This is a genomic window from Curtobacterium sp. MMLR14_010, assembly GCF_001865015.1.
GTDB lineage: Bacteria > Actinomycetota > Actinomycetes > Actinomycetales > Microbacteriaceae > Curtobacterium.
In genome coordinates this window covers 47,281-55,112 of record NZ_MJGV01000018.1, presented here as the reverse complement: position 1 = coordinate 55,112, position 7,832 = coordinate 47,281, and the positions used below count along the sequence as shown (strand labels likewise).

General features: G+C 73.1%; 5 protein-coding genes. All 5 read right to left on the bottom strand.

Going from position 1 to position 7,832, the window contains the following annotated elements:
* Positions 1–49: 49 nt before the first annotated feature.
* Positions 50–2,749 (bottom strand): LuxR family transcriptional regulator, encoded by a 2,700-nt coding sequence (locus tag BIU98_RS02840; RefSeq protein WP_071271147.1) that lies wholly within the window; start codon positions 2,747–2,749, stop codon positions 50–52.
* A 464-nt stretch (positions 2,750–3,213) separates the two neighbouring features.
* On the bottom strand, positions 3,214–3,996 hold the full coding sequence (locus BIU98_RS02835) for an inositol monophosphatase family protein (protein ID WP_071271144.1): 783 nt from the start codon (positions 3,994–3,996) through the stop codon (positions 3,214–3,216).
* 18 nt (positions 3,997–4,014) lie between these two features.
* On the bottom strand, positions 4,015–5,121 hold the full coding sequence (locus tag BIU98_RS02830) for a hypothetical protein (RefSeq protein ID WP_139200535.1): 1,107 nt from the start codon (positions 5,119–5,121) through the stop codon (positions 4,015–4,017).
* A 244-nt stretch (positions 5,122–5,365) separates the two neighbouring features.
* A complete protein-coding gene (rsgA, locus tag BIU98_RS02825) occupies positions 5,366–6,424 on the bottom strand; it encodes a ribosome small subunit-dependent GTPase A (protein ID WP_071271293.1) in 1,059 nt (352 codons plus the stop codon).
* Positions 6,421–7,794: a 3-phosphoshikimate 1-carboxyvinyltransferase gene (aroA, locus tag BIU98_RS02820; protein WP_071271137.1), complete on the bottom strand. Its 1,374-nt coding sequence runs from the start codon at positions 7,792–7,794 to the stop codon at positions 6,421–6,423. Before aroA ends, rsgA begins: the two co-directional genes overlap by 4 nt.
* Positions 7,795–7,832 lie beyond the last annotated feature (38 nt).

Genomic DNA, 7,832 nt, shown 5'->3' with positions numbered 1-7,832 from the left:
CGGTGCCAGCTGGCACCGGGCCTCCAGTGTGTGGACGGGCAGGATCAGGTCACGTGAGCAGCGCGACCAGGTGGGAGCGCGACCGCGCTCCGACCTTGCGGTAGATCTGCGTCAGGCGCAGCTCGACCGTGCGCTGGGACATGTACAGCGACGAGGCGATCTCGCGGTTGCGGTACCCCTCCGTCACCTTCTGCACCACGGCACGCTCCTCGGCGGTCAGCGACGTGAGCACCGCCGAGGCGTCCGGCGCGCTCCGCGGCGTCCCGGGGGTGGTCGCGGAGAGGAGCACGCTGGAGCGCACCGCACCGGAGAACGGACCGGAGCCGACGACGCCACCGAGGGTGGGCATCGCGACCGTCGGGGCCGGCGTCACGAGCGGGCGTCGGAGACCGGCGGCCTCGTACGCCGCCGCAGCCGCTGCACCCAGGCGGGCACGGTCGGCGGGGGTGCCGACCGCGGCGAGGGCCGCGAACGTGCGGGCTCGCTCGAACTGCGAGTCCGCCGGCTGGAACACCTCGAGGGCACGTCGCTTGGACGCGTCCTTGGTCCCCTCGTCGGCGATGAGCGCGACGCTCCGTGCCAGCACCAGGGCGCCCCAGCGGGACGGACGGGCGTGGTGGTCGGCGGCGAGGCGTGCGGTGATGTTCCGCGCGTCGTCGATCCGGTCGAGCCGGGCGTAGGCCTCGACCAGGTCCCCGAGGTGCCGGAGCACCGCCGGGTTCCGCAGGGAGCGGCCGATGGCGTCGGCGGCCTCGAGGGAGGACGCGGCCTCCTCGAGCCGGCCGTCGAGCAGCAGCACCCGGCCGCGCAGGGCGTACAGCTTCGCCGTCGCACCCCACAGCCGGCTCGTGGTGCGCTGTCGCAGGCAGTGGTCGATGACGTCGAGCGCGTCGGCCGAGCGGCCCTCCGCGAAGTGCCGCCAGGCGATGGCGATCGCCCGCGACGGCTCACGGAGCCGTTCGACGACGGCCGAGCCGGACTCCCACACGTCGATCGCGCGGAGCGCCTGCCGGAAGTTCCCGGAGCGCACCTCGTTCTCGGCGGACAGGTAGCGCGCCGCCTCGAGCCACACCGGAGCGGTGTCGGTGGCCCGGGCGAGCACGAGGGCGAACACGCGTCGGGCGCTGCGGTAGCGCTCGGCGAGGCTCAGGGCGTGCGAGAGCAGCAGCAGTGCCGGGTCGGACATCGCGAGCAGCTTCTGGGCCGCGAGGCCCTCGTGCAGCTCGGCGTCCGGCGGCAGGGTGCCGTCGACGGCGGCGACGAGCTGTCGTGCCGTGGCGAGGATCTCCGCGGTGTGCACGGAGGCACGGTCCTCGAAGAGCTCGGCGCGGTGCAGCAGGTCACGTGCCTGGTCGAGTTCCCACGCCTCGGCGCGGAAGGACGCCACCATGGCCAGCAGGCCGGCGAGGGCGTCGGACTCCTCGGCGTCGTCGGTGCGGACGGGCACCATCAGCTCGTCCGCGTGGACCGCGTCGCCGCTGAGGTACTGCACCGAGTACTGCAGGCGGAGTCGTCGGACCTCGTCGCGCAGTTCCACGAACGGCTTGATCGCCGCGAGGTACCGCGCCGCGTAGCCGAGCAGCCGGTGTCCGAGGAGGACCTCGGCGACGGTCAGCAGTGCGGCGTGCTCGACCTCCGAGCCCGTCCCGACGTGCAGGGCACGTTCGGTCAGGGCGACGGCGGCGTGCGAGTCGCCCTCGGCCGCGTACGACTTCGCCGCGGTCAGCAGCGCGACGGCGTCGGGCGTGTGCTCGACGAAGCTGCTGTGCCAGACGGCCGACCGGTCGTCGTGTGCCGCGGCGTCCGCTGCCAGCTCGGTGTGCGCCTCACGGCGGTCCTTCGCGGGCATGCTCCAGTACAGCGCGGAGCGGACGAGCGGGTCACGGACGGCGATCGACTGCCCGCGGAGCGTGGCCAGGCCGGCGCCGACGAGGTCGTCGACGGCGTCCCGGTCCCAGCCGGCGAGCCGGGCAGTGGGCACGAGTGCCAACCGCGCCAGGACGTCCAGATCGCGTCCTGCAGCGGCTTCGAGCACGAGTGCCGCGGCTGCGGCGGTCGTCGGGGTGGGGCGGAGCGGGAGCACGAGCGGCTCGGTGCCGACGAGCTGTTCACGGCGGAGTGCGCCGATCTGCTCGCGGAGGGCACCGGGGTTGCCGCCGGTCTCGTGGGCGAGGACGGCGAGGACGCCGTCGTTCGCCTCTTCCGGGGCCATGTCACGGGCCAGCACGAGCGCCTCGTCCTGCGCCAGCGGTTCGAGCCGCAGCGTGGGGAGGGACGTGAGCGGGCCGTTCGACGGCACACGACGGACGGTCGCCACGAGGCGGAGCGCCGTGCCGGCGAGCCGTCCCGCGAGGAACGCGATGAGCTCCTGGCTCTCGGCGTCCATGCGGTCCAGGTCGTCGATGAGCACGAGCGTCGGCGGGAGCGTCAGCGCGTGCACGGCGTCCAGGAAGTCGTGCGCTGCGGCCAGGCCCTCGTCGACGTTCCGGACCAGGCGCGCGATGTGCGCCGAGGCTCGGGGGTCGTCGAGGGCGGTGAACAGGGAGGTCACTCCCGACATGGGCCAACGGGCTTCGCTTCCGTTGACGCCCAGTCGGACGACGGGGATGGAGACACGGTGCGAGACCGCGTCGAGGACGCTGCTGCGTCCGGAGCCAGGGTCGCCGACCACGACCATCGCAGACTCCCGGGGGAGGACTGCGAGGGCTGCGATCCGGTCGACCTCAGTACGTCGACCGGTGAGTTCCATCAGGACTCACCGGCCTCCGGTACCAGAGGCGGACCAGAGGTCAGTGCGCACGGAGGCGGACCGAGCCAGGACGGGGGTGGTGACCCCGCGGGAGCTCGGACGTGTGGCGGCCACCAGGGCGGCGCCAGGCAGATCGTGGTTGGAATGCGGTCGAGTGAGGGTGCACTCGATCTCGCTCGGGAACGATGAATTCATCGTCTTCTCACCCTTCGGGTTGGGTATCTGACGAACACGACGGGCTTGCGTCAGCTCCGGGACTAGGGATCCCGAGGCGTCGACTGGCCTGCCGTCTGTGAAGGAACCTATCTCAGTAGTTCCACGGGACAGCCGATGCACGCAGTCGGATGTGACGAACGATCACCCCAGTACGGGGGGTGTCGCCCCCCTCGTGGGGGGCACATGGAGCGATCCAGGGGCCGGAACGGGGGACAGGGCTGTCCCCCTCCGGGTGGACCAGTTCCTGCTCAGCGGCGGATGATCTCGACCACGGCGTCGTGCACCAGGCCGTTCGTGGCGAGGGCGCTGCCGTGCCAGGGGCCGGGGTCGCCGTCGAGCGAGGTGAAGCGGCCGCCGGCCTCCTCGACGATGGGCACCAGGGCCGCCATGTCCCACGGCTTGAGGTCCGGCTCACCGGCGACGTCGAGGATGCCCTCGGCGACCATCATGTACGACCACATGTCGCCGTAGGCCCGCGTGCGCCACACCGCCCGCGACAGCGTGATGAGCGGCTCGAGCCGGTCGTCCTCGTCCCACTGCTGGATGCTGTTGTAGCTCAGGCTCGCGTCCGCCAGGTCCGCGACGCCCGACACGTGCAGGGGACCGTCGAACCCGTGCGCGCCGAGGCCCGCTGCCGCCCACCAGCGCTTGCCGAGGGCCGGGGCGCTGACCACGCCGAGGACGGGCCGGCCGTCCACCGCGAGCGCGATGAGGGTCGCCCAGACCGGGACGCCTCGGAGGTAGTTCGCGGTGCCGTCGATCGGGTCGACCACCCACTGGCGGTGTCCCTCGCTGAGGGCGTCGGCGCCGGTGTCCGCGGTGGTCTCCTCGCCGAGGAAGGCGTCGTCGGGTCGCTCGGCGGTGATCCGCTCGCGCAGGGCCCGTTCGACCGCCTGGTCGGCGTCGGTGACGTGGGTGCTGTCGGCCTTCCGCGACACGTGCAGGTCGGCCGCCCGGAAGCGCTCCAGGCTGATCGCGTCCGCGGCGTCCGCGAGGGAACGGGCGAAGTCCAGGTCGGCGCTGAGGTCCACGGGACGAGCGTAGCGGGGCTAGGCCGCGACGACCTCTTCCTCCTCGAGCCGGCTGACCTCGCGCTCGCGGGCGATGCGGGTGCGGCGGGCGACCAGGCCGTGCACCACGACGCAGAGCAGCACCGCAGCGGCGAGCCACAGTGCCAGCACCAGGGAGCTCCGACCGAGGGAGGCGCCGGGGAAGTACTGCAGGTCCTGCGCGGCCTGCAACCAGGCGGCGCCGCTCCAGAACGTGTTGAGCGCGGCGAAGAACCCGGGCTGGAACGCCGGCTGGAAGATCCCACCCGAGGATGTGAAGTTGAGCATCACGAACAGCATCGTCAGCACCGGGGTCGTCCACCGTCCGAGCAGCGGGTGCAGACCGATCCCCAGGCCGATGATGACCGCGTCGTACATCCAGGCGAACAGGAACACCTGCCACGTGTGGGTCGTGACGACGCCGTAGACCGGCCCGGCGACGGCCGTGCCGATGCCCGCGACCACCCCGGCCGTGGCGAGCCCGACCACCGCGGTCCAGACCGCGCCGAGCCGCGTGGCGAACGCCGCGACCGCGATGGCCGAGGCGTACCCGCCGACGCTCAGCGCCACGAGCAGGAAGAACAGGCCCTGCCCGGTGGTGTCCTGGTCGCCGGTCGGCACGACGTCCACCACGCGGAACGGCAGGTGCTGGTCGTACGCGATCGGCAGGAACACCTTCTGCGCCGCCGTGGCGGTCGTCTCGGACGCAGCGGTGCTCACGTACAGGGTGGCGCCCGTCGTGGTCGCGGCGTACACGGCCGCGAGGTCGCGGTCGCGCACCTGGCGCTCGGCGTTCGCCGTCGTGGGCACGACGTGGGCCACGAGGGCGCCGTCCGACTGGTCGGTGACCGTCTGCGCGAACACCTGCGTGGTGGGGCCCTGGCCGACGATGCCGACGGGGAGCTCCTTGGGCGTGGGGGCGTGGAACGCGCCGAGGTAGGCCAGGCCCATGCCGGCCGCGAGGAACAGCGGCACGAGGATGTGCGTCGCGAACGTCAGCAGCGTGCGGCCGAGGCCAGCGGGGCGGAGCACCCCGGGCGCACGGTGGGGTGGCCGGGGTGCGGCATGGAGGCTCTTGGCGTAGTTGTACTTTGCAACTTCAGACACGTGTGCCGATGCTACGCCCGCTCGTGCCCGTTGTCGACGCGGGCCCAGTCCGGGACCAGCGGTCACGACACCCCGCCCGCATGGCGCCGAGTGGCCACTGAACGTCATCGCCAGCGCGGTCAGACGACAGTTCGTGGCCGCTCGGCGGACGTGAGCGGGGTGTTGCGACCAGTCGGCAGGGACCGGGACGTGCCCCCGGAGGCCCGGCGGCCGGCAGCCCGGCAACCCGCCGGCCCAGCGCGCGCTAGTCGGAACCGGGGTCGTGCGCGCCCATGCCCGTCAGCAGCGCACGGAAGGAGTCGAGCCGCTCGATGCCCGTCGGCCCGAGCTCCCCGGCGGCGACCCGGTCGACGATCTCCCAGTCGTGGGCCTGCGGCAGCGGGATGCCGTCCCGCGGGGGCAGTACCGGGATCGCGTGCGAGGCGAAGGCGCGGAACACGTTCTCGGGCTGCACGTGCCCGAGGCCGAACGACCGCACACCCGGGGTGTCGATGATCCACCCGCCGTCGTGCACGCGCAGCGCGACCGAGGACGACGACGTGTGCCGCCCCCGCCCGGTGACGGAGTTCACGACGCCGATCGCCCGCGTGGACCCGGTCAGGGCGTTCACGAGCGTGGACTTGCCGACGCCCGAGTGCCCCACGGTCACGGTGACCTTGCCGTCGAGCAGCTCGTGCAGGTCCTCGAGGGGGAAGTCGTCCGCGCGGCTCGTCACGATCCGCAGGTCCAGGCATGCGAAGTGCGCCAGGAACGCGGCCGGGTCGGCGAGGTCGGTCTTCGTGATGCACAGGATCGGGTCGAGGCCGGCGTCGAACGCCGCCACGAGGTACCGGTCGATGAGGCGGGTGCGGGGCTCGGGGTCGGCGGCCGCGACGACGATGAGCATCTGGTCGGCGTTCGCGACGATGACGCGCTCGACCTCGTCCGAGTCGTCGGCGCTCCGGCGCAGCAGCGTCGTCCGCTCGGCGACCCGCACGATGCGCGCCAGGGAGCCCTCGTCGCCCGAGACGTCCCCGGTGAGCGACACGTGGTCGCCCGTGACGACGGACTTGCGTCCGAGTTCCCGGGCCTTCGTCGCCGTGACGACGTGCTCGCCGTCCTCGTCGGTCACGAGCACGCCGAAGCGCCCGCGGTCGACGTTCGTCACCCAGCCGATCGGCGCGTCCTCGTACGCGGGACGCGTCTTCGTTCGCGGCCGGTTGCCCTTCGGGTTCGGGCGGACCCGCACGCTCGACTCGTCGTACTGGCCGTACGGCTCGTCCTCGTCGCCGTCCGACCCGCCGTCCTCGTCCCACCAGCTCATCGGGACACCCCCGACGGAGACGACGACGCCACCAGCGCCGCCCACAGCTCCGGGAACTGCGGCAGCGTCTTCGCCGTCGTCCCGATGTCGTCGACTTCGACGCCCGGCGTCACCAGCCCGACGATCGCGCCGGCGGTCGCCATCCGGTGGTCCTCGTACGCGGCCCAGCCACCGCCGTGGAGCGGCGCCGGCTCGATCCGCAGGCCGTCGTCGAGTTCGTGCACCGAGCCTCCCGTCTGGTTCACGTCCGCAGCCAGCGCTGCCAGGCGGTCCGTTTCGTGACCACGGAGGTGGCCGATCCCGGTGATGGTCGTCGGTCCGGCGGCCAACGCCGCCAGCGCGACGAGCGCCGGTGCCAGCTCGCCACCGCGGCTCAGGTCCAGGTCCAGACCCGGGACGGAGGCTCCCCCTCGGATCCCGACGCCGCCTCCGAACACCAGGTCCTCGCCGTCCCGGTCCACGGTCGCGCCCCAGCGGGGCAGCAGGGTCTCGAGGTCGGCACCCACCTGCGTCGTGCTGGTGGGCCAGGTGCGGATGCGGACGGTGCCGCCGGCGACCAGTGCGGCCACGGCGAAGGGCGCGGCGTTCGACAGGTCGGGCTCGATGGTGACGTCGACCGCGGCGATGGGCCCGGGGTGCACGACCCACTCGCCGACGGCGGGTTCGTCGACGCGGACCCCGCGGGCACGGAGCGCGGCGACGGTCATCTCGATGTGGGGGAGGCTCGGCAGGCGCTCGCCGTCGTGGCGGAGGTGCAGGCCCTCGTCGAAGCGGGGCGCCGAGAGCAGCAGGCCGGACACGAACTGGGACGAGGCCGAGGCGTCGATCGACAGCGGTCCACCGCGGACCGACCCGGTGCCGGTGAACGCGAACGGCAGCGAACCGTCGCCGTCGTCGGTGACGTCGATGCCGAGCTGCACCAGGGCGTCGATGACGGGGCGCATCGGGCGGCGGCGGGCGGACTCGTCGCCGTCGAAGACGACCGGGCCGACGGCGAGGGCGGCGAGCGGGGGCAGGAAGCGCATCACGGTGCCGGCGAGCCCGCAGTCGACGCTGACGTCCCCGGTCATCGGGGCCGGGGTGACCCGGAGGTCGGGGCCGTACGGGTTCGTGCCCGGGAGCTCCTCGATGCCCACACCGAGCGCGCGGAGTCCCGCGATCATCAGGGCGGAGTCCCGCGAGTGCAGCGGCAGGTGGATCGTCGAGGGGCCGTCGGCGAGGGCCGCGAGGACGAGCTCGCGGTTCGTCAGTGACTTCGACCCGGGCAGCGCGACGTCGCCGCGCAGGGGTCCGCTCGCGACGGGCGCGACCCACGGGGCCGGACCCGCGCCGGTGGGGGTCTGGCTCTGGGAATGCGTCGTGTCTGCCATCGGTTCACAAGACTACTGAAACGATGTGGAGGACCCGT

Coding starts and splice junctions, on each gene's coding strand:
- BIU98_RS02840 (WP_071271147.1), bottom strand. CDS start 2,749: ATGGAACTCACCGGTCGACGTACTGAGGTCGACCGGATCGCAGCCCTC.
- aroA (WP_071271137.1), bottom strand. CDS start 7,794: ATGGCAGACACGACGCATTCCCAGAGCCAGACCCCCACCGGCGCGGGT.
- rsgA (WP_071271293.1), bottom strand. CDS start 6,424: ATGAGCTGGTGGGACGAGGACGGCGGGTCGGACGGCGACGAGGACGAG.